The following is a 25,748-nucleotide window of genomic DNA, read 5'->3' on the forward strand; positions in this document are numbered from 1 at the left end:
CCCTTGGCAAGCGGCGCAACGCAGCAATACGCCCAAATAGCCCGTTCCCTTCGGGTTCTTACCAAAAGTGGCGCTGGCCGCGTTGTGCTCCTTGCGCATAGGCCACTATGCGACGCGTCGCACGCCTTGCCAGCACCGCTTTTGGTAAGAACGCATCTCACGGATATTTGTGAAATGAGTTCTAGTAGATTTAGCCAGGAGTATGGCTGAGTGCATTCGACAGCAGTTTGGCCGTGATATCGACGATCGGGATCACGCGTTCATACGCCATGCGGGTCGGGCCGATCACGCCCAGGGTGCCGACTACTTTGCCGTTCACGGTATAGGGTGAGGTGACTACGCTCATCTGATCCATAGGCACCAGCTTGGATTCGCCGCCGATGAAGATTTGCACACCGGTCGCTTTATTCGATACATCCAGCAGCTGCATCAGGCTGGTTTTTTGTTCGAACAGATCAAACAGCTGACGCAAGGACACCATATTCGATGACAGGTCGCTGACGCTGAGCAGATTGCGCTCGCCGGAAATGACGACGTCGTCACTATTGTCATTCATCGCATCGCTGCCGGCTTCAACTGCAGCCTGCATCAGGCGCGTCATATCGTCGCGCAACTGCTTCAATTCACCCTGCAAACGTATTCTTACTTCGTCGAAGCTGAGGCCGCCGTAATTCTGGTTGATGTAATTCGCCGCCTGTATCAACTGGCTCGGTGTGTAATCGACATCGGTCAACAGCAAGCGGTTCTGCACGTCGCCGCTCGGACTGACGATGACCAGCAGGATGCGTTTTTCGGACAGGCGCAGGAAATCGATTTGCTGGAATACTGATTCGTGCCGCGGCGTCATGACGATACCGGCGAATTCGGACAGTGAGGACAGGATTTGCGCGGCGTTGGAAATAATCTTTTGCGACGAACCGGTTTGCAGTGAATTCTGCAATTTCGATTCGAGTGCGCTTTCATCGATGGATTGCACCGTCAGCAAGGTATCGACGAAGACACGGTAGCCGCGCGGTGTAGGCACGCGTCCGGCGGAGGTGTGCGGGCTGGCGACAAAGCCCATCTCTTCCAGGTCGGCCATCACATTGCGTATGGTCGCAGGTGACAGGTCGAGGCCCGAGATCTTGGAAAGCTCGCGCGAACCGACTGGCATGCCGTCCGCTATATAGCGTTCGACCAGGGCTTTCAGCAGGGTTTGTGCACGGTTATCAAGTTGCATAGTATCGCTATTGTATGAGTGGTCATGCCGGGCGGCAAGGGCAAGGCCGCAGCGGCATGCAGACCATTATGCGCGCTTTAGCCAGGCATCGAGCTCATATAAATTGGTGATGCTGGCTGTCGGCACGATATGTTCAGGCAGGGTATGGTCAAAACGATTCATCCACACCGCGCGTAAACCGGCATTTTGCGCACCCTGGATGTCCAGTTTAGGATCGTCGCCGACGTAAATGGCTTCGTGCGGCGCAACTTCCAGCGCAGTGCAGGCGGCATGGAAAATTTCCGCACCGGGTTTGGCGCTGCCGAATTGATGGGCTGCGATTGATACCTGGAAATAAGGCGCCAGGCCAATTTCACCGAGGTCGGCAAAACCATTGGAGACCGAGCCCAGCGCATAACGTTGGCTCAGGCTGGCCAGGGTCGGCGCCACATCTGCAAACGGGTTAACGGCATTGCGTGCGACGGAAAAGACGGCCATCGCCTGATCGACCAGATCCTTGTTTTCGCTTGTTAAGTGACAGGCGCGTGTCAGCGCAGCGTGGCGTAAAGCCCATACATTGAATTGAAATTGCGGATCGGTAGGTAATAACTCCATCCTCAGCTCGCGCAATTCCTCATTGCTGAAGCGCTGCGTCACGCCCGGAATGTGCACATTCAGCCAGTCATACAAAATGGCTTCTGCCTTGACCAGCGTCGGGGCCAGGTGCCACAAGGTGTCATCCAGATCGAATAGGATGGCCTTGACTGGAGGATGGGTGGAATGCGGTGTCGGCTGGGACGTCATGTCGGATACTCAATCATTTATGTAGATGCTGCATTGCATAGCGCAAGAGAAGGCCAAAAGAAGTACAAATTATGGTCTAATCTGCAGCATGTCGCTTACCTCACACCCTAACCACCCTTCCAGTTTTAATACGATTGCTATCGTCGGCAAACATATGGCCGGCGGAATTGCGAAATCGTTGACCGATATCGCCGACTGTATGGCCAGTACCGGCCGCAGAGTCATTTTTGAAGCGGAAACTGCACTTAACTTCTCCCTCACTGATTACGAGGCCTTAACTTTGCCGGAAATCGGTGAGTGCGCGGATGCCGCTATTGTAGTCGGCGGCGACGGTACCATGCTGGGGATTGCGCGCCAGCTGGCACCCTACAATGTGCCGCTGATAGGCGTGAACCAGGGACGTCTCGGTTTTATGACCGATATCTCACTGGATCAGATGATGCCGCTGCTGAAAGAAATGCTGAGCGGTAAAGTTCGGTCTGAACAGCGCAGCTTACTGAAGGGCTCGATAGAGCGTGAGGGCGAGGCTGTATACAGCACACTGGCTTTCAATGACGTGGTTTTATCGCGTGGCTCGGGCTCCGGCATGGTGGAATTGCGCGTCGAAGTAGATGGTCATTTCATGTACAACCAGCGTTCGGATGGCCTGATCGTGGCGACGCCGACTGGTTCCAGTGCATATGCTTTATCGGCCGGTGGCCCGATTTTGCATCCCAGCCTGACCGGGATCGGACTGGTGCCGATTGCACCGCATGCCTTGTCGAACCGTCCTATCGTGGTGCCGGACAGTAGCGTGATCGAGATCGAAGTGGTCGGTGGTCGCGAAGCCAATGTCAATTTCGATATGCAATCGGTAGCGCGCTTGCTCAAGCATGACCGGATTACCGTGCGTCGTTCTGAACATACGATTACCTTCCTGCATCCGGAAGGCTGGAATTATTACGATACCTTGCGCGAAAAGCTGCATTGGAATGAATACCCGTCAGTAGAAGGTCGCTTGAAATAAACATGCTGCGCACGCTCTCCATCCGTGATTTCGTTATTGTCGATGCCATCGAACTGGAATTTTCGCCTGGTTTCTCCGTCTTCACTGGCGAAACAGGTGCGGGTAAATCCATCCTGATCGATGCGCTGGCACTCGCGCTCGGCGGGCGTGGTGACGCCAGCGTGGTACGCGAAGGTGCAGCCAAGGCTGACATAACGGCGGAGTTTTCCAGCAGTGCCGAGCTGGATGCCTGGCTGGCAGAAAACGAATTCAGCAATGAAGACGGCGGCGCATTGCTACGCCGCGTCATAGACAATGCCGGTCGTTCCAAAGCATTCATCAACGGCATCGCAGCCACCGCGACACAATTGCGTGAACTGGGCGAGCAACTGGTCGACATCCACGGCCAGCATGCACACCAATCTCTGTTGAAAACCGATGCGCAACGCGTGCTGCTGGATAACCAGGCTGGTTTGCAGGATGAGGTGAAAGCGGTCGCCGCCGCGTACAAGGCATGGCGCGCGCTGGCGCGGCAGCGTGAAGAGTTTGAAACCAATGCCAAGAATGTCTTGCTGGAGCGCGAGCGCCTGGAGTGGCAAGTCGGTGAGCTGGAAAAGCTCGCAGTCAAACCGGGTGAATGGACCGATATCAGTAATGAGCATAGCCGCTTGTCGCACGCCGCCAGCCTGATAGAGGGCGCGCAGGAAGCGCTCAGCCTGATCTCCGAAGCCGACACGCCTATGCTGTCGCAACTGTCGTCGCTGAATACCCGCATAGGCAAACTGGTGGATCTCGATGCCGGCTTGCAACCGGTGCTGGATGCGCTGGAGCCTGCCCGTATCCAGTTGCAGGAAGCGGTTTATGCATTGAACGATTACCTGAGCCGGGTTGAACTGGATCCGGCGCGCTTGCGCGAGGTGGAAGTACGACTCGAGAACATCCATTCAGCTTCACGCAAATTCCATGTTGCGGCTGATGATTTGCCGCAGGAACTGGAAACGTTATCCGGGCAGCTGAAGCAACTGGCCGATGCCAGCGACCTCGATGCCTTGCGTGCGCAGGAAGAAAAACTGAAAGCCGCGTACACCAGCGCTGCACAGAAGCTGACCAAGGCACGCAGCAAAGCAGCCAAGGCATTGGGTGATGCAGTGACTGCGGCGATGCAGGATCTCAGCATGAGCGGCGGCAAGTTCGCGATCGCCTTGCAGCCATGCGAAGCAGCTTCGTACGGACTGGAACAAATAGAATTCATGGTGGCCGGGCATGCCGGTACGACGCCACGGCCGCTGGCCAAGGTTGCGTCGGGCGGTGAACTGGCGCGTATCGCGCTGGCCATCTCTGTCATCACCTCAAGCGCGACTGCCACACCGACCTTGATTTTCGATGAAGTTGATAGCGGCATAGGCGGTGGCGTGGCGGAAGTTGTCGGCCGTTTACTGCGCCGTCTCGGACAAGACAGGCAGGTACTGTGCGTCACGCATTTGCCGCAAGTAGCGAGCCAGGCCAACCAGCACTTCCAGGTCAGCAAACAAAACAACAAAGGCAAGACCGCATCGTCGATCGCTGCGCTGGATAGCAATGCGCGTGTTGAGGAAATCGCCCGTATGTTGGGTGGGCTGGAAATTACTGCCACTACGCGTACGCATGCACGTGAATTGCTGGCAAACTGAGCTAAGCTTATACCTGCGATGCTTAGGCATCGCTTCCCATAAGACTAATAATATTGAGAGCTCATGTCCTTTAGAACTGAACCACCGTACACCCATGGCAGTTTGCCGAAAACAGCAGTGGTACTGGTCAACCTCGGTACCCCCGATGCGCCGACGACATCGGCAGTAAGACGTTACCTCAAACAGTTTTTATCTGATCCGCGTGTGGTGGAAATCCCGCGTGCGGTCTGGTGGTTCATCCTGCATCTCATCATCCTGCCGTTCCGTTCCGGGCAATCGGCAAAAAAATATGCGTCGATCTGGAGTAACGAAGGTTCACCGCTGAAGGTGCATACCGAGAAGCAGGCCAAATTACTGAAAGGTTACCTGGGTGAACGCGGTCACAAAGTCAAAGTGGTGTATGCGATGCGTTATGGCCAGCCGGCATTGCCGGATGTGTTGCGCGAATTAAAAGCTGACGGCTGTGAACGCATCCTGATCCTGCCAGCTTACCCGCAATATTCCGGTACGACGACGGCCTCCATCTTCGACGCCGTATTCAGTCATTACGCGCAGGAACGTAATGTGCCCGAGTTACGCTTCGTCAAGCATTATCACGATCACGATGCCTATATCCGTGCCTTGCGCAAATCGGTGCAGGCACATTGGGATATGGCTGGACGTCCGGACAAGCTGGTCATGAGTTTCCACGGCGTGCCCAAGCGTACGCTGACCCTGGGTGATCCGTATCACTGCGAATGTCATAAAACAGCACGCTTGCTGGCCAAAGAGCTGGAGCTGACGCCGGATCAGTACATGGTTACCTTCCAGTCGCGCTTCGGTAAGGCGGAATGGCTGCAACCCTACACCGCACCAACGCTGAAAAAACTGGCGCAGGAGGGCATAGGCCGGGTGGACGTAATTTGCCCGGGCTTTACCAGCGACTGCCTGGAAACCCTGGAAGAAATCGCGATGGAAGCACGCCACGACTTCATGAGCGCCGGCGGCAAGGACTTTAACTATATTGCCTGCCTGAACGAAGACGATGCCTGGATTAAGGCAATGGCGGAAATTACGGAGTTGCACCTGATCGGCTGGCCGACTATTGTTTCGCCTGCGCAGCACGAAGAGCAGGTACACGACGCGCAGATTTCTCGGGATGAAGCGCAGCGCCTGGGCGCAAACCAATAAAAATGGCCCGTAAGGGCCTTTTTACTGGAAAAACCTTGAGTTTGTGCAATAAAACCCCATTTATTGAGGGTAAAGGCGGTCTGGACATGCTTTTACCCCGCTACGACTACTAAGTGGCTGGTGCATTGTTTTACAATGTCGTATAACAAATGACCGTGGTCGCAATCGCGGTATAGGCAAGGATCGACATGGAAATGAACGGCAGTTTCATGGCTGGCTCCTGTCGGCAGCAGTGGCGGTACGCACCGCACACTCCATTACAGCCTAGTCCGTATCGAGAAAAATGCCATCCCATGAACAGGGAAATTTTGTAACAACGGCAGCGCTACTGCGCTTATCATCGCGGTTCGTGAATTTTTGCTAAGCCTGCAGGAATACCCCTTGAAATAGTGTGGGATAACCCCATGTGCACTGTCGCATTGGCATTTTTTGTCATAACTCATTGATTGTTGGAGATTTTTTCATGCAAGACCAAGATAAATACGCTGAGCAAGCAGCGTCGATCGAAGATCCGGTAACGGCTGAGGCGGCTTCTGCTACTACTCCTACCGTGGAGGAGCAGCTCGCGGCGTCCCAATTGCTCGTACAGGAATTGCAGGACTCATTCTTGCGTGCAAAAGCCGAGGTCGAGAATTTCCGTCGTCGCGCCCAGGAAGATGTCACCCGCGCACACAAATTCGCGATTGAAGGCTTTGCCGAAATGCTGCTGCCAGTGAAAGACAGTCTGGAAATGGCGCTGCAAGTAGAAACACCTTCCGTCGAGTCCTTGAAAGAAGGTGTGGAAATGACCTTGAAACAGCTGAACGCTGCCTTCGAGAAGAATCGTCTGCTGGAAATCAAACCACAGCAAGGCGACAAACTGGATCCAATGAAGCACCAGGCGATGTCCCTGGTTCCTGCTGATCAGGAACCAAACACAGTCGTCAACACGCTGCAGAAGGGCTATCTGATTGCAGATCGCCTGTTGCGTCCAGCGCTGGTAACGGTTGCACAAGAAAAATAACTTGAAAGCATCTGTTTACACCACATATTGACGTTAACAAATTTTGTATTTAACAGTTTCGCATCACAGACATTAAGGGAAATTCCATCATGGGCAAAATTATCGGTATTGACTTGGGTACGACCAATTCCTGCGTAGCAATCATGGAGGGTGGCAAACCTAAAGTTATCGAAAACTCGGAAGGTGCGCGTACTACGCCCTCCGTGATCGCATATCAGGAAGACGGCGAAATCCTGGTTGGCGCACCAGCCAAACGCCAGGCCGTAACCAATCCAAAAAACACGCTGTACGCAGTCAAGCGTCTGATCGGCCGTAAATTCGACGAAAAAGAAGTGCAAAAAGATATCGGCATGATGCCGTATCAAATCGTCAAAGCCGACAACGGCGACGCATGGATCTCCGTGCGCGACAAAAAGCTGGCCGCACAGCAAATCTCCGCAGAAATCCTGCGCAAAATGAAAAAAACCGCCGAAGACTACCTCGGTGAAGAAGTGACTGAAGCCGTCATTACGGTTCCAGCTTACTTCAACGATGCGCAACGTCAGGCGACCAAAGACGCAGGTCGTATCGCTGGTCTGGATGTTAAGCGCATCATCAACGAACCTACTGCAGCTGCGCTGGCTTTCGGCCTCGACAAAGGTGGCAAGGGTGACCGCAAGATCGCTGTGTACGATCTGGGTGGCGGTACCTTCGATATCTCCATCATCGAGATCGCAGACGTAGACGGCGAAATGCAATTTGAAGTGTTGTCGACCAATGGTGACACCTTCCTCGGCGGTGAAGATTTCGATCAACGCATCATCGATTACATCATCGACGAATTCAAGAAAATCAACGGCCTCGACCTGAGCAAGGATGCGATTGCACTGCAACGTATCAAGGCATCGGCTGAGCGCGCGAAGATCGAATTGTCGTCGTCGCAGCAAACTGAAATCAACGAACCGTACATCGCTATGGCGAACGGCGCACCTGTGCATTTGAATTTGAAAATCACCCGTGCAAAACTGGAATCGCTGGTTGAAGAACTGATCTCGAAAACCATCGAACCATGCCGCACCGCGATCAAGGATGCAGGCGTTAAAGTTTCCGACATCGATGACATCATTCTGGTCGGCGGTATGACCCGTATGCCTAAAGTGCAGGAAACCGTAAAAGACTTCTTCGGTAAAGATCCACGTAAAGACGTGAATCCGGATGAAGCAGTTGCTGTCGGTGCTGCAATTCAAGGTTCGGTTCTGTCCGGCGATCGTAAAGATCTGTTGTTGCTCGACGTGACTCCGCTGTCGCTGGGTATTGAAACCCTGGGTGGCGTGATGACCAAAATGATCCAGAAGAACACCACCATCCCGACCAAGTTCAGCCAGGTCTTCTCGACTGCTGACGACAATCAGCCTGCGGTCACCATCAAAGTGTTCCAGGGTGAGCGCGAAATGGCCGTTGGTAACAAAGCGTTGGGTGAGTTCAATCTGGAAGGCATTCCGCCATCAGCACGTGGTACGCCGCAAATTGAAGTAACCTTCGACATCGATGCCAACGGTATTTTGCACGTCGGTGCGAAAGACAAGGCAACCGGCAAGGAAAACAAGATCACCATTAAGGCAAACTCCGGTTTGACCGAAGAAGAAATTCAAAAAATGGTGCAGGACGCGGAAGCGAATGCAGAAGAAGACAAACGTCTGAAAGAAGTAGCGGAAGCACACAACCAGGGCGATGCACTGGTGCATTCGACGCGTAAATCCTTGACCGAATACGGCGACAAACTGGAAGCCGGTGAGAAAGAAAAAATCGAAGCAGCGATTGCTGAACTGGAAGAAGCATTGAAAGGTAGCGACAAGGCTATCATCGATGAAAAATCCGCAGCCCTGACCACTGCAGCGCAAAAACTCGGCGAAAAAATGTACGCCGACATGCAAGCGCAGCAAGCAGCAGGCGCAGCTGGTGGTGATGCAGGCGATGCCGGTCACAGCCACGCTGAAAGCAAACCACAGCAAGATGACGTAGTGGATGCTGACTTCAAAGAAGTGAAAGACAAGTAATTTTTAATGGTCTAGCGGTCGGATGCATGGCGCCGCTGGTCACTTCAAATTGTTGTCTTGGAGTGTCTTGCGTTTGCCATCGTCTGTACTGTGCAGACTCGCCGGGTCGTATGGTTTTTTAATAAAAAACCGTCGATTCGGCGTTTTAGTTTAGATAGAACAAGGCGCCTACAAAAATGGCAAAACGTGATTTTTACGAAATTCTTGGCGTAGGGAAGAGCGCTTCCGACGAAGAAATCAAGAAAGCGTATCGCAAGCTTGCAATGAAACATCATCCGGATCGTAATCCGGATAGCAAGAGCGCGGAAGATAAATTCAAAGAGGCGAAAGAAGCCTACGAGATGCTGTCGGATCCGCAAAAGCGCGATGCGTATGACCGCTATGGTCATGCCGGCGTGGATCCGAACATGGGTGGTGGCGGAGGCGGCGGCGGTTTTGCAGATGCCTTCGGCGATATCTTTGGCGACATCTTCGGCCAGACCGGTGGTGGTCGCGGTGGACGTGGCGGCCCGCAGGTATATCGCGGCGCAGACTTACGCTACAACCTCGAAATTACCCTGGAACAGGCAGCGCACGGTTACGACACAACTATCCGTGTTCCTTCGTGGGATAACTGCGAAACCTGTGATGGCAGTGGTGCCAAGCCAGGTACTTCGCCAGTCAACTGTACGACGTGCGGTGGTCATGGTCAGGTCCGCATGCAGCAGGGCTTCTTCAGCGTGTTGCAAACCTGTCCTAAGTGTCACGGCAGCGGCAAGATCAATCCATCGCCTTGCGGTACTTGCAGCGGCGCCGGCAAGATCAAACGCAACAAGACACTGGAAGTCAAAATCCCGTCAGGCATAGACGATGGCATGCGTATCCGTTCGTCCGGTAACGGCGAACCGGGTATGAACGGCGGCCCGCCAGGTGATTTGTATGTTGAAATCCGCATCAAGCAGCATGCGATGTTCCAGCGCGATGGCGACGACTTGCATTGCGAGATTCCTATCTCGTTTGCCAAAGCAGCATTGGGCGGTGAAATTGAAGTGCCGACGCTGAATGGCAAGGCTTCGTTCACGATTCCTGAAGGCACACAGTCGGGCAAGACTTTCCGCCTGCGCAGCAAAGGGATCAAAGGCGTCCGTTCCGGTTATGCCGGTGACTTGTTCTGCCACGTCATCGTGGAAACACCTGTCACCCTGACCGAGCGCCAGAAGGAATTGATGCGTGAGTTCGAACAATTGACGGTCGAAGGCGGTTCCAAGCACAGCCCGCAAACCAAATCATGGAAAGACAAGGTTAAGGAATTCTTTGAATAAGGCTTCCTGATCCCAGCAAAATGCCGGTCGATATTTCGACCGGCATTTTTTTTGTTGATCACCGGGCTGTAAGCTTCTATGCTGGTTCCACATCCATCACAGGAGACACCATGAAACCGTTCCAGGCGATAGGCTCCATCCTGACCTTATGCAGTGCCGTGTTCTTCTCCGGTAACGCAGCTGCAGTCGAATTGGCCGGGGTCAGGCTGGACGACAGCGTGCGAGTGGCGAATCAGGACTTGCGCCTGAACGGTGCGGGTATCCGCAGCAAGCTGATCTTCAAGGTGTATGTGGTGGGTTTGTACTTGCCGGAAAAGAAAACCTCGGCCGCCGACGTCATCGCTGTTGCAGGAGCCCGGCGCGTCAGTATCGTGATGTTGCGCGAGGTTACCAGCGATGAGTTCGCCAAGGCATTTACTACAGGCATCGAGCAAAACACCGATGCGGCTGAACGCGCGACTTTGGCGCCATCGATGGCGAAATTCAATGCCATGTTTGCATCTGTTGCCCAGTTGAAGGAAGGTGATGCCTTGCAGCTGGATTGGGTACCTGCCACTGGGATGACGGTGCAACTGAACGGCAAGCGCATACTCGAACCACTGGCTGATGCTGCTTTCTATAACGCCGTACTGCGGATCTGGATCGGTAATAAACCGGTTGATGACAAGCTCAAACGACGGCTGTTAGCAGAGCAGTAAAGCCTGCTCCCCCTGGTTTCCATGCTACTCAATGCTCTTTATCCGGATTGCCTGATTCCGGATAAAATGGCTGCCATTATGGTCGCGCCGTCGGCGTAGCCGGTCCGTAGCATGATAGAAAAAGATGACTAAAAAAGAACCGCTCGAATTGGAACAACTGTTTCAGAAAAACCGGAATTGGGCAGCAGCAATGGTGGCGCAGGATGCCGATTTCTTTGCCAAACTTGCTGCCCAGCAATCTCCCGAATATTTATGGATAGGCTGCTCTGACAGCCGCGTCCCGGCAAATGAAATTGTGGACTTGCAACCGGGCGAATTATTCGTCCATCGCAATGTCGCCAATGTGGTCGCGCATTCGGATTTGAATTGCCTGTCCGTGCTGCAGTTTGCGATTGATGTATTGCGCGTCAAGCATGTGATCGTCTGTGGTCACTATGGCTGCTCGGGCGTGCACGCTGCGATGACAGGACGCCGTGTCGGTCTAGCTGATAACTGGCTGCGCCACGTGCAGGATGTGCACCAAAAGCATGGCCGCTATCTGGGTGACGCTTTACCGACACAGGCGCAGCATGATCGCTTGTGCGAACTGAATGTGATTGAGCAGGTGGCCAACGTTTGCCGTACCACCATCGTGCAGGATGCTTGGGAAAAAGGTCAGGACCTGACGGTGCACGGTTGGGTGTATGGCTTGAAAGACGGTTTGCTGCACGATCTGGACGTGACGATCAATAGCCCGGATGCAGCAGATGAAAAACTGGAAAATAGTTTTGCCCGTTACGAGCAATTGGAAAAACGCTAAGCTAGCAAAACATGCTTTAAGCCGGGGGAGGCAACATGAAATGGGACGGTAATCGCGAAAGCGATAATGTGGAAGACCGACGCGGCAGCGGCGGCGGTGTTTTCGGCGGTCGCTCGATCGGCATAGGCACCATCGTGATTGCCTTGCTCGGTTCTTACTTCCTCGGCATTAACCCGGCCACCATCATCAGTTTGCTCAGTGGCGGTCCCGGCCAGTTGCAGTCGCAGCAGGCACCGGCGCAACGTCCGCCAGCGGATGACCAGACCGCGCGCTTTGTCAGTACTGTGCTGGCCGATACCGAAGATGTTTGGGGGCAGATTTTCCGTGAAAATGGCGGCACGTACGGCAGGCCTAAACTGGTGCTGTTCTCCGGACAGACGCCGACCGCGTGCGGCACTGGTGATACCGCAGCCGGGCCTTTCTATTGCCCGGGTGATCAGAAGGTTTATATAGACCTGGAGTTCTTCCAGACCATGCGTGATCGCTTCCGTGTCTCCAGCAACTTTGCGCAAGCTTATGTGATCGCGCATGAAGTCGGTCATCATGTGCAGCACATCAGCGGCATTATGGACAAGGTTGATCAGGCACGTCGCGGCGGTACGCAGAAGCAGGCGAATGCATTGTCGGTGAAGGTTGAGTTACAGGCAGATTGCTTCGCTGGTGTCTGGGCTTACCATGCGAACCAGGCGCGCAGCATTCTGGAAGACGGCGATGTGGAAAGTGCGTTGAAGGCAGCGAGTGCGATTGGTGATGATGCCTTGCAGCGCCAGTCACAAGGTGTGGTGGTGCCGGATTCATTCACACATGGTACGTCGGCACAGCGGGTACGCTGGTTCCAGCGCGGCATACAACGTGGTCAGTTGAATGACTGCAATACCTTTGCAGCGCAACAGCTTTAAATATCCGCAGCCATATGAAAAAAGCCTGTTCACAGAACAGGCTTTTTTATTTTCAGAAACAGTGTTCCGGTGCAGGGAAGGAGCCATCCTTGACCGCTGCAATGTAAGCACGGGTCGCGCCTTCTATGCTGGTCTGGCCTTCCATGAAGTTGCGCACGAAGCGCGCTTTCTTGCCCGGGAAGACATTGATGTAGTCGTGCAATACCAGTACCTGGCCGGAGCAGTCAGGGCCGGCGCCTATGCCTATGGTTGGCATGTCGACCAGCTCGGTGAGCTCTTTGCCGAGCGAAGCCGGAATCGCTTCCAGCAATAACATCGCAGCACCAGCGGCTTGCAATGCCAGTGCATCGCTTTTCATTTGTTCGGCACCTTCTGCGGTTTTGCCTTGTACTTTGTAGCCGCCGAACTGGTGTACGAATTGTGGTGTCAGGCCGAGATGCACCATGACCGGGATCGCACGTTCGGTCAAAAAGCGCACGGTGTCTGCCATCCATGCGCCGCCTTCTATCTTCACCATTTGCGCACCGGCTTGTACCAGTTTCACCGCGTTTTTGAACGCGTCTTCTTTCGTGGCGTAAGAGCCGAAAGGCATGTCGGACATGACGAATGCTGTCTTCGAACCGCGCGCGACGCAGGCAGTGTGATAAGCGACGTCATCTATCGTGACCGGCAACGTGGAGTTGTGCCCCTGGCACACCATACCCAGCGAATCGCCGATCAAGATCATCTCTACGCCGCAGGTATCCATCATCGACGCAAAGCTGGCATCGTAGGCGGTCAGCATGGTGATCTTCTCGCCGCGCTCTTTCATCGCGAGCAGAGATGGAACTGTTACGGCTTTGGTACGTGCTTCTTGCAAATAGCTGGACATGCTTATTCTCCACGGCTAAAAAATTCGCGTTTTCCGCGCATGTTGGCGATGCGCGTTAACAGCAGCGCAAAGTCTTCATTGTTATCAATCGGGTTCAAATGTTCGGTGTTGACGATCAGCAAGGGTGCATGATCGTATTCGTAAAAGATGCGGCTGTAGCTGTCGCACAGGCGATGCATATAGTTTTCCGAAATACCGGCTTCCATAGCGATGCCGCGTTTCTTGATGCGATCTATCAGGGTTTGCGGTTCTGCCTGCAGGTAGATGACGAGATCAGGCAGCGGTGCTTGCGGGCGCAAGTGATCGTACAGTTGCTGGTAGAGTGCGAGCTCGTCATCGCTCAGGGTCAGACGCGCGAAGATGGGGTCTTTGTCCAGCAGGAAATCGGACACGATGCGTGCATCGAATAAATCCGGTTGTGCCAGGTCGCGTAGCTGGTTCATGCGCTGCAGCAGGAAAAACATCTGCGTCGGTAATGCATAGCGTGCGGCATCACGATAGAACTTTTCGAGGAAGGGGTTTTCTTCCGGTAGTTCCAGCAAGGTCTGTGCGCCGAGCTGGGTCGCGAGTTTGCGCGCCAGCGTGGTCTTGCCTGCACCGATGGCACCTTCGACCACGATATATTTATATTTCTCTAAATCCATAAGATGTTTTCTTGACCTTTTCTATAGGCGATATTGCGATGTCAGGTACGGAAAATGAAATAAACCGCGCCAACCAGACAGAGTGCTGCCCAGACATAGTCCAGCTTGAAAGGTTGGTCCATAAAGACAATCGCAAAGGGCACGAACACCGTGAGTGTAATCGCTTCCTGCATAATTTTCAGTTGGGCCAGGCTGAACTGGGTATAGCCGATGCGATTGGCAGGGACTTGCAACAGGTATTCGAAGAGCGCGATGCCCCAGCTGATGAGTGCGGCGATCCACCATGGTTTGGATGCCAGTCCTTTGAGGTGGCCGTACCAGGCGACGGTCATGAAGATATTCGATAGCGTCAGCAAGCCGACTGTTTGGACGATTACAGGTATCTGCATGCTGGCCTCGTGTATGAGCAATCAGTATGTGGGTGTGGAGCGAGAGGGGGCGGGTAAAGACTCAGGCTAGCTTGCTGATGGCCTGATCTGCCACCGCTGGTGCAAACTGATGTGCGGCTCCCAGTCCCGGAATCTGGATGTAGGGATCGATTTGCAGCAACGGAATAAGTACGAAAGCGCGACTGGTCATGCGTGGATGCGGTACGGTCAGCGTGTCCGATTTGATCACGACATCACCGTAGAGCAGCAGGTCGAGATCAAGCGTGCGCGGTGCGTTGAAGTAAGGGCGCTCGCGGCCGCGTGTCTGTTCCAGCGCCAGTAAAGCCTGCAGCAATTCTTCTGCTGACAGGCTGGTGCTGACAGATGCAACCGCATTGATGTAATCGTCGCCGTCGGAATCTATGGGAGCGGTACGGAACAGCGATGACTGCGCCAGCAGGCGGGTCGATGCGAGCTGATCCAGCTCGCGCAAGGCGTACAAGACATGATCCCGGGCATCACCCAGATTCGAGCCTATCGCTATATAGGCTGTGACTGGCTTTGTGGCTGCGGTCATTCGGTTTTGGCAGTACCGCCGGCGCTACCACCAGCTGAGCGTGAGCGACGACGGCGTGGACGTTTCTTGGCAGGGGCTGCTTCAGCAGTGCTGGACGGTTTCTTCGCCAGCAAGGCTTCGCGTCCCGGGCCGTCTGCTTCCATGAAGGCCGTCCACCATATACCGATTTCGCTATCGATTTCACCCGATGCGCAGCGCAGCAGCAGGAAGTCGTAACCGGCGCGCATGCGCAAGTGTTCGAGCAATTTGTAAGGCGATTTGCCGATGCGACGTTCGAAGCGCGGTTGCATTGCCCAAATGTCGCGCATGTCGGATGCAATCTTGCGTTGCAGTGCGAGCTTATCGGTTTGCGTGTTCAACACATCATCGGCTGCCAGGTGCAGCGCCGGTATCGGATACTCGCCAGCAGCCTGATAAGCCTTCCATTTTTCCAGTACCTGATGCCACAACAGTGAAGCGAACAGGAAGCCCGGCGAAACCGGTTTGCCTTGTTTGACGCGTTCATCGGTGCTGGCCAGCGCGAGGCGGACAAACTTCTCGCCCAGCGGTTGTTCGAGTACGACGTCCAGCAAAGGCAGCAAGCCGTGATGCAAACCTTCCTTGCGCAATTGCTGCAGGCAGGCGAGGGCGGAACCGCTCATCAGCAACTTCAGCATTTCATCGAATACGCGTGCCGCCGGAACGTTGTTGATCAATGGCGCCATCACGCGGATAGGCGCGCTGGTGGCCGGATCGATGACGAAGTTCAGTTTGGCGGCAAAGCGCACGACGCGCAGCATGCGTACCGGATCTTCGCGGTAGCGCGCTTCCGGCACACCGATGATGCGCAGGGTTTTGTTGCGTATGTCGGCCATGCCGCCGTGGTAATCCAGTACGGTTTGCGTGGCCGGATCGTAGTACATCGCGTTGATGGTGAAGTCGCGGCGCAAGGCATCTTCATGCTGCTCGCCGAAGGTGTTGTCACGCAGTACGCGGCCGTGTTCATCCTTGGGTGCGGCGTCTGTCGAGGTGCCGCGGAAGGTGGTCACTTCGAGCAGGTCCTGGCCAAACATGACATGCACGATCTGGAAGCGTTTGCCGATGATGAAGGCGCGACGGAACAGGCGTTTGACTTGTTCCGGCGTCGCATTGGTCGCGATATCAAAATCCTTGGGCTTGACGCCCAGCAGCAAGTCGCGCACTGCACCACCGACCAGGAAGGCTTTGAAGCCAGCCTGTTGCAGGGTACTGGTGACGCGCACGGCATTGGCGGAAACCAGCTTGGGATCGATGCGATGTTCTTTCGCAGTCAATACGACAGCTTTGCTGGTATCGCCGTTTTTTTGTTTGGTGCCGAGGATGCGACGGATAAGCTTTTTAATCATTGAAGAGATTGATGATAGTCCAGCCCTGCGCTTGAGCGTGCGCAGTCAGCAAGGCATTAGGGTTGGTTGCAATCGGATGAGTGACGATGGACAACAAGGGAATATCGGCTTGCGAGTCGCTATAGAAATAGCTGCGTTCGAAATCCTTTAATGTAAGGCCACGCGCGGCCAACCACGCATTGGTATGTGCGATTTTACCCGCGCCTGAGGTCGGAACGCCAACTAGTTTTCCGGTCAGGTTGCCGTCGGGTTTGACTTCAGGCTCGGCAGCCAGCAAATGCTCGACATTCAGCGCCTGTGCGATAGGTGCGGTGACGAAGCGGTTGGTGGCGGTGACGATAGCGACCAGGTCGCCGGCATCCTGGTGTTTTTTTAATAAATCGCGGGCCGCAGGCAGGAGTACCGGATGGATGACTTCATCCATGAATTCCCGGTGCCAGGCGTCGAGCTGGGTGCGCGGGAATTGCGCCAGGGTACCGAGTGCGAATTCCAGGTATTCATGCGGATCGAGCGTGCCATTTTGGTATTGCGCGAAGAATTCGGCATTGCGCTTGGCAAAGGCTTCCCGATCGACGGCGCCGGTACGGGCCAGAAACTGTCCCCATTCATAATCGGAATCAAGCGGGATCAGCGTGTGGTCGAGGTCAAAGAGAGCCAGGTTTTTCATGTATCTGTTTCGGGGTTTGTTTAATCCTGCCGCTGCAGCAATTCGCGCAGCAGAGGCAGGGTAATCGGACGTTTGGTTTCCAGTGAATATTGGTCGAGAGCGTCCAGCATCGCTGATAAAGAGCGCATATCGCGCGCAAAATGCGTAATAAGGTAGGGTAACACGCCGGGCGACAGCGTTAGCCCGCGGGCGTTGGCTGCATGCGTGAGGGCCGCGATTTTCTCTTCATCGCTCAAACCGTGCACCTGATAAATCAGGCCCCAGCCGAAACGCGTGCGCAAATCTTCCCGCACCTCGAGACTGGCCGGAGCAGCATTGCCCGCTGCGATCAGGCAGCCGCCTAGTTCGCGTACCTGGTTAAACAGGGCAAACGCGGCGATTTGTGCATCCGGCGACAGTTTATGGCTGTCATCAAGCAGGTATAGCGTGGTAGCCGGGTCGTACATAAAGTCGTCGGCACTGGCGTCTGCTGCCAGATAGCGCGCCTGTGGCGTTTCTGCCATCGCACGCAACAGGTGGGTTTTGCCGGCGCCGGCCTCGCCCCACAAGTAGACGAAGCGTTCATCCAGGCCATTTGGCTGGCCTGCGGCCAGGCGGTGCAGCAACTGCGCCAGTTCGGCGTTGGTGCCGACCACGAAGCTGTCCAGCGTCTGTGGTTTTTCGGCGGGTAAATCGAGTAACAACTGCCTCATGCGTGTTTTGTCATATTTGTTTGTGAAAAAGGCAATGTTCGTAACCGGTATTGAAAACCGATAAAACGTCATTCCGTGCAGCATACCGGAGCATATCCGGGTTTATTTTGCTCCCAAGGCAAAGAAAGTGTCATCAAATGACGGAGGAGGGGGAGCGATTTGCTAAAATACGGCTTAATCCGAATTATAGAGCCTGAATCATCCTGTTTTGGAAGCGCGCTTAGTGATTTTGCCCGCGATGACTCCCGCTCATTGTGATCCTGATCCGATCCGCCCTCCAGAACATTGATCCACAGGCTAGCCATCTGGCCATAACCGTCTATTTTACTGCCTCTGCTGACTATCCATCATGAGTTCCAATTCCAATATTTCCCTTTCCTACCGTGACGCTGGTGTAGACATTGATGCCGGAGATGCTCTGGTCGAAGCGATCAAGCCATTTGCCAAACGCACCATGCGTGAAGGCGTAATGGGCGGCCTGGGCGGTTTCGGCGCGATGTTCGAAATCAGCAAGAAGTACAAGGAGCCAGTACTGGTTTCCGGTACCGACGGTGTCGGCACCAAGCTGAAGCTGGCTTTTGAATTGAATCGCCACGACACGGTCGGCATCGACCTGGTGGCGATGAGCGTCAACGACATCCTGGTACAAGGCGCAGAACCTTTGTTCTTCCTCGACTACTTCGCTTGCGGCAAGCTGGATGTTGGCATCGCAACCGACGTTATCAAGGGTGTGGCCAAGGGTTGCGAACAGGCCGGTTGCGCGTTGATCGGTGGTGAAACCGCTGAAATGCCGAGCATGTACCCAGCGGGTGAATACGATCTGGCTGGTTTCGCTGTCGGCGCAGTAGAGAAATCGAAAATTATCGACGGTACTAAAATTGCTCCGGGCGACGTGGTACTGGGTCTGGCTTCGTCGGGTGCGCATTCCAACGGTTATTCGCTGGTACGCAAAATCATCTCGGTCGCCAATCCTGATTTGAATGCTGATTTCCACGGTCGCAAACTGGCCGATGTATTGATGGAGCCTACCCGCATTTACGTCAAACCTTTGCTGGCTTTGATGGCATCCATGGAAGTTAAAGGCATGGTGCACATCACCGGTGGCGGCCTGGTCGAAAACATTCCACGCGTGTTGCAGCCGCATCTGACTGCCGTGCTGGACAGCGGTGCATGGGACATGCCGCCATTGTTCAAATGGTTGCAGGAACACGGCGGTGTGGCTGACGCAGAAATGCATCGCGTCTTCAACTGCGGTATCGGTATGACCGTTATCGTGTCGAAAGAAAATGCAGACGCAGCGATGGCGCAATTGAAAGCGGCTGGCGAAACCGTAATGCGTATCGGCGAAATCCGTGAGCGTGCAGAAGGCCAGGCGCAGACTATCGTACTGTAAAGCTCAGCGCTGACCAGCGCATAGCAAAAAGGCTGCGACACGCAAGTGTGGCAGCCTTTTTTATTTGCCTGACGGCGCTTGAGTACTGATCAGTGCTGTTGGTTATTGCTATTGCCTTCGTCCTGCGCCAGGGTCTGCAAGGGGCCAGGTGCGCTGATGGTTTTATCCATGCCGAACTGGGCCGGTGCCTGTATGCGCAGCGGCTGGTTCTTATGGCCCTGGCTGGACAGGACATTGCTGGTGGTTTCCGGCGCTGCGTTCCATACCGGATCGTGGATGCTTTCAAACACGCTCTTCAATTGTTTGGCCCAGGTGTTACGTATCATCTGGAAGTATTGATTGTGTTCGTCGATGGTGACGAAGCGGGTCACGGCCAGCTTGTCGGTTTCGTAGATCAGCAGATCCAGCGGCAGGCCGACCGAAATATTCGAACGCAAGGTTGAATCCATCGAGATCAGTGCGCACTTCGCTGCTTCATCCAGCGGTGTGTCCGGTGTAACGACGCGATCAATGATGGGTTTGCCGTACTTCGATTCACCGATCTGGAAGTAGGTGTTCTCATCCTGCGATTCGATGAAGTTGCCCGCCGAGTACATCTGGAACAAACGACAGCGTTCGCCCTTGATTTGTCCGCCGAATACCATGCTGACATTGAAGTCGATGCCGAATTCTTTCAGCGTACCGGCGTCGCGGTCGTGCACCATGCGGATTGCTTCACCGACAACTTGTGCCGCTTCATACATGGACGACACATTCCAGATGCTCTTGCCATTAGTTGTTGTGTGTTCTGCAATGATTTGCCGGACTGATTGTGAAATCGATAAGTTGCCGGCAGTCATCAAGACCATCAGGCGTTCGCCCGGGATCTCGAAAACATTCATTTTGCGGAAAGTACCGACGTGATCAACGCCAGCATTGGTGCGCGAATCTGACAGAAACACGAGCCCGGCATCCAGGCGCATCGCAACACAATAAGTCATGGTGAGCAGAGAAAAAGCAAAACGCGAATTTTACAGGAAGCCCGGCCTTTGTTCATTTACTGAGCACACAGGGGCACGACTTTGACGCTTACGTCCAACGATTCTTCGCCACCGCCGCGCCTTACCCCGCTGACCGGTGCCGCCGAATCGTAGTCGCGCGCCACGGCGAGGCGGCAATGCGCATCGCTGGCAAAACAGGCATGCGTGACGTCTATGCTGACCCAGCCGGTGAAATCCAGTTCTTCGACCCAGACATCAACCCAGGCATGGCTTTCGGCATGGCCGGTACTACCGGAATCGATATAGCCGGAGACATAGCGCACCGGGATGTTGCGCGTGTGGCAGCAGGCGATGAATAAATGTGCGTGATCCTGGCATACGCCCTGGCCCAGTTGCAGGGCATCGTTGGCGGTGCTGGTGACGGCAGTTGCACCGCTTTGGTACGCGACTGCACCACAAATTGCTGCGGCCAGTTTGAGTAATTCCGTACTGCTGGTGCCTTGCAGATTCTTTTCTGCAAATGCCTGGATGAAGTCGGTCGCTTCGGTCAGGCGGGTCGGCACGGTGAAGACCAGAGGCGACAGTGCGCCGCTTTCCGGTAAACGTCCTCTGTCGAGTGGCAGTACCTCGACTTCGCCGGCGACCACGATGCGCACGGTATCGTGGCTGTCGGTAATGGTCAGCATATGACACAGATTGCCATAGGCATCGGTGAAGGCATGACGGTGACCGGATGTATCTATGCTCCATGACAGCATGTGCTGATGTGTTTCCACACGCGGCGTCAGGCGCAGTTGCTGGATCGTATACGTCAGTGGCGAGGTATAGCGATATAAGGTTTCGTGACGGATGGCTAGTTTCATTTATGCCGCCAATGGAACGAGGAACTCGCGGCTGATGCGATTGCCCAGTTCGTAAATATGTTCAAGGAATTCGGTCAGGTAGTCGTGCAGGCCTTCCTGCAAGACATCATTGATCGAAGCGAACTTCAGTTCTGCATGTAGCTTGCCTGCGAAGCGCAAGGTGTCGTTATGCGGATCACCGGTGACCATGCTCAGGTTATTGACGACTTCGGTGAGTGAGGCCAGCAATGAACGTGGCATATCTGGTTTGAGCATCAGCAGATCGGCGACCCGTGCCGGTGTAATCGCATCACGGTAAACCTTGCGATAGATTTCAAAGGCGGAGACTGAACGCAGGATTGCCGCCCAGTAGTAAAAGTCGAGCTGGTTGTCGTGCCCCGGCTTTTCACCCGATTGCGCACTGGCACCGTGGAATTTGACGTCGAGTATGCGCGCTGTGTTATCTGCACGTTCGAGGAAGGTGCCGAGCCGGATGAAGAACAGGGCCTCATCTTGCAGCATGGTGCCGAAGGTGACGCCGCGTGACAGGTGTGAACGATGCTTGACCCATTCAAAGAACTGGCTGGGGTCATGCTCGAAGTCGGTTTCATTCATCTGGTTATGCATTTCCAGCCAGGTGGTGTTATGCGTTTCCCAGACTTCTGTGGTCAGCGTGCCGCGCACTGCACGCGCGTTTTCGCGGGCCGAACGCAGGCAGGATGCGATCGATGATGAGTGCGACATATCGCGTGCCATGAAGTGCAGCACATCGCCTGGCGTCAGTTTTTCGTATTTCTGATCGAAGGCTTCCTGCAATTCCGAGATGCCGAGCGTGGCGCGCCAGCCTTGTTCGGCAGCGCGGGCAGATTGCGGCAACAGGGCAGTCTGGACATTCACGTCCAGCATGCGGGCGGTGTTCTCGGCGCGCTCAATGTAGCGCGCCATCCAGAACAGGTGATCGGCGGTGCGGCTGAGCATATTAGTTCTCCAGTATCCAGGTGTCTTTGGTACCGCCACCTTGCGAAGAGTTGACGACCAGCGAGCCTTCTTTCAGCGCGACGCGCGTGAGGCCGCCGGGCACCATCGAGATGGTTTTTCCGGACAGGACGAAAGGACGTAAATCGATGTGACGTGGCGCCACGCCTGAATCGACAAAGGTCGGGCAGGCCGATAGTGCCAGCGTCGGCTGCGCGATATAGCCATCGGGTCGCGCGATGATGCGCTGGCGGAAACTCTCGATCTCAGCCTTGCTTGAGGCCGGGCCGACCAGCATGCCGTAACCACCGGCGCCATGTACTTCCTTGACTACCAGTTCCGGCAGATTCGCCAGTACATAAGACAGCTCATCCTTTTTACGGCATTGGTAAGTCGGGACATTGTTGAGTATCGGTTCTTCCGACAGATAGAAGCGCACCATGTCCGGCACGTATGGATAAATCGATTTGTCGTCAGCGACGCCGGTGCCGATTGCATTTGCCAGCGTCACACGACCGGAGCGATACACGGAGAGCAAGCCGGGTACGCCCAGCGTGGAATCAGCGCGGAAGGCCAGCGGATCCATATAGTCGTCATCGATACGACGATAGATTACGTCGACGCGCTTCGGTCCGCGGGTGGTGCGCATATACACCGCATTGTCATTGACGAAGAGATCCTGTCCTTCGACCAGCTCGACACCCATTTGCTGGGCCAGGAAGGCGTGCTCGAAGTAAGCGGAGTTATACATGCCGGGCGTCATCACGACCACGGTAGGATCAGTGACGCCGATAGGCGCGACCGAGCGCAGATTATCCAGCAACATGTCGGGGTAATGCGCAACCGGCGCGACCTGATGCCTGGCGAATAATTCAGGGAAGAGGCGCATCATCATCTTGCGGTCTTCCAGCATGTAGGACACGCCGGACGGCACACGCAGATTGTCTTCCAGTACGTAGAACTCACCTTGTCCGGCGCGGACGATATCGACGCCAGCGATGTGTGCGTAGATATCTGAAGCGACCGAGATGCCCTGCATCTCAGGGCGGTACTGTGCATTCCGGAAAATTTGTTCGGGCGGAATGATGCCGGCCTTGACGATGTTCTGGTCGTGGTAAATGTCGTGAATGAACATATTCAACGTGCGTACACGCTGTTCCAGACCCGCTTCCATATGCGCCCATTCGCGCGCGGTGATCATGCGCGGAATGATGTCGAAAGGGATCACACGTTCGGTACCAGCTTCATTGCCATAGACGGCGAAGGTAATGCCGACCCGGCGAAAGATCAGGTCGGCTTCCGCGCGCTTGCGGGCTACCGTCTTGGGCGACTGGGTCGCCAGCCAGGCTTCGAATTCACGGTAATGGTCGCGTACATTGTTGCTTGCGCCATCTATATACATCTCGTCGAAAAATTTTCGCATGGCGTCGCTCACTCATAGTTTTCATGGAGATGAAATCTAGCTATATCAAGAAGCATGCCAGATCGAGCGAGTGCTGCTTAGGGCGAGCGCAGGTGTTTCAGTAAGTCTTCTGTACGTTGATCGGGGGCGCGCGTCAGCAGACTCACGATAATAATGGCACAAAATCCGGCAGGAACACCAAAAACTCCTGCTGAAATCGGCGCAATATTGAACCATTGCCCGGCTGCCGAGCCGCCGAAAGCGGGCAGGGTGTGGATCATGTAGTACGCGCATACCGAAAAGCCTATGATCATGCCGGCGATGGCGCCCAGCTGATTGGCACGCTTCCAGAACACACCCAGCACCAGGGCCGGGAACAGGGCTGAACCCGCCAGTGAAAAGGCGGCCCCGACCAGAGACAGGATGTCGCCCGGTTTCATCGAGGCAATATATGCTGCCACCAGCGCCACCATCAACAGCAGCAATTTGGAAACCGTCACGCGTTTCTGTGTCGAAGCATGCGGATCGACGGTTTTGTAATAGATGTCGTGCGACAACGCATTCGAGATGGTGAGCAGCAAGCCATCGGCAGTGGATAGCGCGGCGGCCAGGCCGCCCGCTGCAATCAGGCCGGAGATGACATAGGGCAGACCGGCAATTTCCGGCGTCGCCAACACCACGATATCGACGTCCATGACGATCTCGGCCAGTTGTACGATGCCATCCCGATTGACGTCATTGATGCTGACCAGCGGATGCAGTTTGTCTATGCTGGCCCAATATGAAACCCATTCCGGTAATTGCGAAAAGCTGGTGCCTACCAGTGAACTGTAGATATCGTATTTGACCAATACCGCCAGCGCCGGAATGGTGATGTACAGCGCCATGATGAGGAATAAGGTCCAGAACACGGAATGCCGCGCTTCCTTGACGCTGGGCGTCGTGTAATAGCGCACCAGTACATGCGGCATGGCCGCCGTGCCCAGCATCAGGCAAAAGACGAGCGCGAGGAAGTTGTTGCGCTTGATATCCGACGCTTCCTTGCTGTCGCCGGGGAACGGTTCCGTGTGCCTGGTCGGCGGTTTGGCCAATTCGAGATTGAGTGCCCGCTCTTCCTTCCATATTCGTTCTGCTTCGTCGGCGTCGCGCGGATACGCCGCCAGTTCACGTGCGGTCTGTTTGATATCCTGCAGTGCGGCATTGCCGAGTTTGAGCGCTTCCAGGTTGTGCTGGATTTCGGCTCGGCCGTTTTCCCACGACTCGGGCAGGGTGGCCAGGCGGTCGTCCAGGTCATAGGCGCGCTGGCGGAAAATCGCCCGCACTTCTTTTTCCTTGGGGTCGTCGATCAGGACTTTTTCACGTTCGGTCAGTTGCGCAATTGCCGAACCGTAAGCGATAGGTGGTACTGGCATATTCGTATGCTTCATCGATAGCCAGACCACCGGGATCATGTAAGCGATGATCAGGATGATGTACTGCGCCACCTGTGTCCACGTTACCGCGCGCATGCCGCCGAGGAAAGAACACACCAGGATGCTGGCGAGGCCGAGAAAGATGCCAACGGAAAAATCAACACCTGTAAAGCGCGAGGTAATCAGGCCGACGCCGTAAATCTGCGCGACGACATAGGTAAACGAAACGATGATGGTGGCGATGACAGCGATAACGCGCACCACATTGCTGCTGTACTGCCCGGTGTAACGCGCTGCCAGGTAATCGGGGATGGTGTACTGGCCAAACTTGCGCAGATAAGGTGCGATCAGGAGCGCAACCAGCACAAAGCCGCCGGTCCAGCCCATGATGTAGGCCAGTCCGTCAAAGCCCCACAAATACAGGCCACCGGCCAGGCTGATGAAGCTGGCCGCTGAAATCCAGTCTGCCGCAGTGGCCATGCCGTTGAAAAATGCCGGCACGCGGCGTCCTGCAACGTAGTACTCCTGCACGTCCGAGGTTCGACTGATGACGCCGATGGTGGCGTACACCACGATGGTGGAGAACATGAAAACGTAACCTATCCAGACGCGCGGGAAGCCCTCGTGTTCGAGGATGGCGACACCAAACAGGAATAGCACAAAACCTACTGTGTACAGCAGGTAGTAGCGAACCAGGCGCTGGAAGAAGGACTTATCTTTCATGTTCGCTATCGTTGTTGTATACGTCGTCGAGCCTGTGCATGCGCCAGCCGTAGAACGCGATGATGGCGACAAAAATCAGGATGCTGCCCTGGGCTGCCATGAAGAAGGAGATAGGCCAGCCGAGGAAGGTGTAGACCGACAATTGACGCGCGAAGAAGATCGCAGAGAAGGTCACCACGAACCACAATAACATCAGCCAGAAGGTCATGACTTTCGTGCGTCGCCAGTAGATACGGGCGCGCTCGGAAGTCTGTTCTCGCTGGCTTGTCGTCATA

Annotated in this window: 25 protein-coding genes; 10 read left to right on the forward strand and 15 right to left on the reverse strand. The window is 54.9% G+C overall.

Going from position 1 to position 25,748, the window contains the following annotated elements:
* Nucleotides 1–190: 190 nt before the first annotated feature.
* Nucleotides 191–1,219 (reverse strand): heat-inducible transcriptional repressor HrcA, encoded by a 1,029-nt coding sequence (gene hrcA / locus DBR37_RS00005; protein ID WP_124572248.1) that lies wholly within the window; start codon nt 1,217–1,219, stop codon nt 191–193.
* Nucleotides 1,220–1,285: 66 nt separating this feature from the next.
* Nucleotides 1,286–2,002 (reverse strand): HAD family hydrolase, encoded by a 717-nt coding sequence (locus DBR37_RS00010; protein WP_124572249.1) that lies wholly within the window; start codon nt 2,000–2,002, stop codon nt 1,286–1,288.
* 88 nt (nt 2,003–2,090) lie between these two features.
* Here DBR37_RS00010 and DBR37_RS00015 point away from each other — a divergent pair, with 88 nt between their 5' ends.
* The 9 genes from DBR37_RS00015 (at nt 2,091) to DBR37_RS00055 (ending at nt 12,563) form a co-directional block, all read left to right on the forward strand.
* Nucleotides 2,091–3,008 carry an NAD kinase gene (locus DBR37_RS00015; protein WP_124572250.1) on the forward strand — a complete coding sequence of 306 codons (918 nt, stop codon included), beginning with the start codon at nt 2,091–2,093 and terminating at the stop codon, nt 3,006–3,008.
* A 2-nt stretch (nt 3,009–3,010) separates the two neighbouring features.
* Complete coding sequence (gene recN, locus DBR37_RS00020; protein ID WP_124572251.1) at nt 3,011–4,657, forward strand: DNA repair protein RecN; 1,647 nt, start codon at nt 3,011–3,013, stop codon at nt 4,655–4,657.
* 63 nt (nt 4,658–4,720) lie between these two features.
* The gene (gene hemH, locus DBR37_RS00025) at nt 4,721–5,827 is read left to right on the forward strand and encodes a ferrochelatase (protein ID WP_124572252.1); all 1,107 of its coding nucleotides are present in this window, start codon (nt 4,721–4,723) and stop codon (nt 5,825–5,827) included.
* A gap of 463 nt (nt 5,828–6,290) precedes the next feature.
* A complete protein-coding gene (gene grpE, locus DBR37_RS00030; RefSeq protein ID WP_124572253.1) occupies nt 6,291–6,830 on the forward strand; it encodes a nucleotide exchange factor GrpE in 540 nt (179 codons plus the stop codon).
* Between the two features lie 89 nt (nt 6,831–6,919).
* Nucleotides 6,920–8,866 carry a molecular chaperone DnaK gene (gene dnaK, locus DBR37_RS00035; RefSeq protein WP_124572254.1) on the forward strand — a complete coding sequence of 649 codons (1,947 nt, stop codon included), beginning with the start codon at nt 6,920–6,922 and terminating at the stop codon, nt 8,864–8,866.
* 176 nt (nt 8,867–9,042) lie between these two features.
* A complete protein-coding gene (gene dnaJ, locus DBR37_RS00040) occupies nt 9,043–10,167 on the forward strand; it encodes a molecular chaperone DnaJ (RefSeq protein WP_124572255.1) in 1,125 nt (374 codons plus the stop codon).
* A 110-nt stretch (nt 10,168–10,277) separates the two neighbouring features.
* Nucleotides 10,278–10,865 (forward strand): chalcone isomerase family protein, encoded by a 588-nt coding sequence (locus tag DBR37_RS00045; RefSeq protein ID WP_233588224.1) that lies wholly within the window; start codon nt 10,278–10,280, stop codon nt 10,863–10,865.
* 124 nt (nt 10,866–10,989) lie between these two features.
* Nucleotides 10,990–11,664: a carbonate dehydratase gene (gene can, locus DBR37_RS00050; protein ID WP_124572257.1), complete on the forward strand. Its 675-nt coding sequence runs from the start codon at nt 10,990–10,992 to the stop codon at nt 11,662–11,664.
* 35 nt (nt 11,665–11,699) lie between these two features.
* Nucleotides 11,700–12,563, forward strand: coding sequence for a neutral zinc metallopeptidase (locus DBR37_RS00055; RefSeq protein WP_124572258.1), 864 nt, complete (start codon nt 11,700–11,702; stop codon nt 12,561–12,563).
* A gap of 52 nt (nt 12,564–12,615) precedes the next feature.
* Here the strand turns inward: DBR37_RS00055 and panB are convergent, their stop codons facing one another.
* The 7 genes from panB to hda all read right to left on the reverse strand — a co-directional run bounded on the left by panB (nt 12,616) and on the right by hda (nt 17,746).
* A complete protein-coding gene (gene panB, locus DBR37_RS00060; protein WP_124572259.1) occupies nt 12,616–13,434 on the reverse strand; it encodes a 3-methyl-2-oxobutanoate hydroxymethyltransferase in 819 nt (272 codons plus the stop codon).
* A 2-nt stretch (nt 13,435–13,436) separates the two neighbouring features.
* On the reverse strand, nt 13,437–14,078 hold the full coding sequence (locus DBR37_RS00065) for a deoxynucleoside kinase (protein WP_124572260.1): 642 nt from the start codon (nt 14,076–14,078) through the stop codon (nt 13,437–13,439).
* Between the two features lie 41 nt (nt 14,079–14,119).
* The gene (locus DBR37_RS00070) at nt 14,120–14,467 is read right to left on the reverse strand and encodes a DMT family protein (protein ID WP_012080725.1); all 348 of its coding nucleotides are present in this window, start codon (nt 14,465–14,467) and stop codon (nt 14,120–14,122) included.
* A gap of 61 nt (nt 14,468–14,528) precedes the next feature.
* Nucleotides 14,529–15,023, reverse strand: a complete 495-nt coding sequence (gene folK / locus DBR37_RS00075; protein WP_124572261.1) for a 2-amino-4-hydroxy-6-hydroxymethyldihydropteridine diphosphokinase — start codon at nt 15,021–15,023, stop codon at nt 14,529–14,531.
* Complete coding sequence (pcnB, locus tag DBR37_RS00080; protein WP_124572262.1) at nt 15,020–16,387, reverse strand: polynucleotide adenylyltransferase PcnB; 1,368 nt, start codon at nt 16,385–16,387, stop codon at nt 15,020–15,022. The genes folK and pcnB overlap by 4 nt, the downstream gene beginning before the upstream one ends.
* Nucleotides 16,380–17,054, reverse strand: a complete 675-nt coding sequence (locus tag DBR37_RS00085; RefSeq protein WP_124572263.1) for an HAD family phosphatase — start codon at nt 17,052–17,054, stop codon at nt 16,380–16,382. The genes pcnB and DBR37_RS00085 overlap by 8 nt, the downstream gene beginning before the upstream one ends.
* Before the next feature lie 20 nt (nt 17,055–17,074).
* A complete protein-coding gene (hda, locus tag DBR37_RS00090) occupies nt 17,075–17,746 on the reverse strand; it encodes a DnaA regulatory inactivator Hda (RefSeq protein ID WP_124572264.1) in 672 nt (223 codons plus the stop codon).
* A gap of 349 nt (nt 17,747–18,095) precedes the next feature.
* Here hda and purM point away from each other — a divergent pair, with 349 nt between their 5' ends.
* On the forward strand, nt 18,096–19,139 hold the full coding sequence (gene purM / locus DBR37_RS00095; protein ID WP_124572265.1) for a phosphoribosylformylglycinamidine cyclo-ligase: 1,044 nt from the start codon (nt 18,096–18,098) through the stop codon (nt 19,137–19,139).
* An 89-nt stretch (nt 19,140–19,228) separates the two neighbouring features.
* On the opposite strand, the gene DBR37_RS00100 is transcribed toward purM, so the two are convergent.
* From DBR37_RS00100 to DBR37_RS00125, 6 genes are all read right to left on the reverse strand, one after another.
* Complete coding sequence (locus DBR37_RS00100) at nt 19,229–20,119, reverse strand: proteasome-type protease (protein WP_124572266.1); 891 nt, start codon at nt 20,117–20,119, stop codon at nt 19,229–19,231.
* A gap of 56 nt (nt 20,120–20,175) precedes the next feature.
* On the reverse strand, nt 20,176–20,982 hold the full coding sequence (locus tag DBR37_RS00105) for a transglutaminase family protein (RefSeq protein WP_124572267.1): 807 nt from the start codon (nt 20,980–20,982) through the stop codon (nt 20,176–20,178).
* Entirely contained in the window at nt 20,983–21,939 is a 957-nt protein-coding gene (locus DBR37_RS00110; protein ID WP_124572268.1) for an alpha-E domain-containing protein, read from the reverse strand. It abuts the gene before it with no gap.
* A 1-nt stretch (nt 21,940) separates the two neighbouring features.
* On the reverse strand, nt 21,941–23,359 hold the full coding sequence (locus DBR37_RS00115; protein WP_124572269.1) for a circularly permuted type 2 ATP-grasp protein: 1,419 nt from the start codon (nt 23,357–23,359) through the stop codon (nt 21,941–21,943).
* A gap of 77 nt (nt 23,360–23,436) precedes the next feature.
* Nucleotides 23,437–25,473 (reverse strand): sodium:solute symporter family protein, encoded by a 2,037-nt coding sequence (locus tag DBR37_RS00120; protein WP_124572270.1) that lies wholly within the window; start codon nt 25,471–25,473, stop codon nt 23,437–23,439.
* On the reverse strand, nt 25,463–25,747 hold the full coding sequence (locus tag DBR37_RS00125; RefSeq protein ID WP_124572271.1) for a DUF4212 domain-containing protein: 285 nt from the start codon (nt 25,745–25,747) through the stop codon (nt 25,463–25,465). The genes DBR37_RS00120 and DBR37_RS00125 overlap by 11 nt, the downstream gene beginning before the upstream one ends.
* Nucleotide 25,748 lies beyond the last annotated feature (1 nt).

Source organism: Herminiimonas sp. KBW02, from assembly GCF_003852535.1.
In the GTDB taxonomy this organism is placed as follows: Bacteria; Pseudomonadota; Gammaproteobacteria; order Burkholderiales; family Burkholderiaceae_D; genus Oxalicibacterium.